Below are 218 nucleotides of genomic sequence, written 5' to 3'. Positions count from 1 at the left end.
ACTCGGCGTGGTCCCGGGACGCCCGCCAGTCGATCCGACCCCTCTCGGCGAACGGGGGGTCGTGTTGGCTTCCGAGAATGGCGTTTTCGGTGAGATCGTAGGACATCACGAGGCCCCGCTCCTGCCGGTCCTCGGGAATGAACGCCATCCCGCGGTCGATCCGGTCGCGGCGGGTCTTCCCCGCCATCGGTTCGCCGCGGTAGCGGACGTCTCCGGAC

The 218-nt window shown here is 69.3% G+C and carries 1 pseudogene; it reads right to left on the bottom strand.

Annotated features, from left to right (window positions below):
* A pseudogene (locus EXE44_RS19780) lies at positions 1-218 on the bottom strand (heme ABC transporter ATP-binding protein); the annotation flags it as partial.

Origin of the sequence: Halorubrum sp. SS7 (assembly GCF_005435055.1) — an archaeon.
Lineage (GTDB): Archaea > Halobacteriota > Halobacteria > Halobacteriales > Haloferacaceae > Halorubrum > Halorubrum salinarum.
This window is presented reverse-complemented; position numbering and strand designations above follow the sequence as displayed.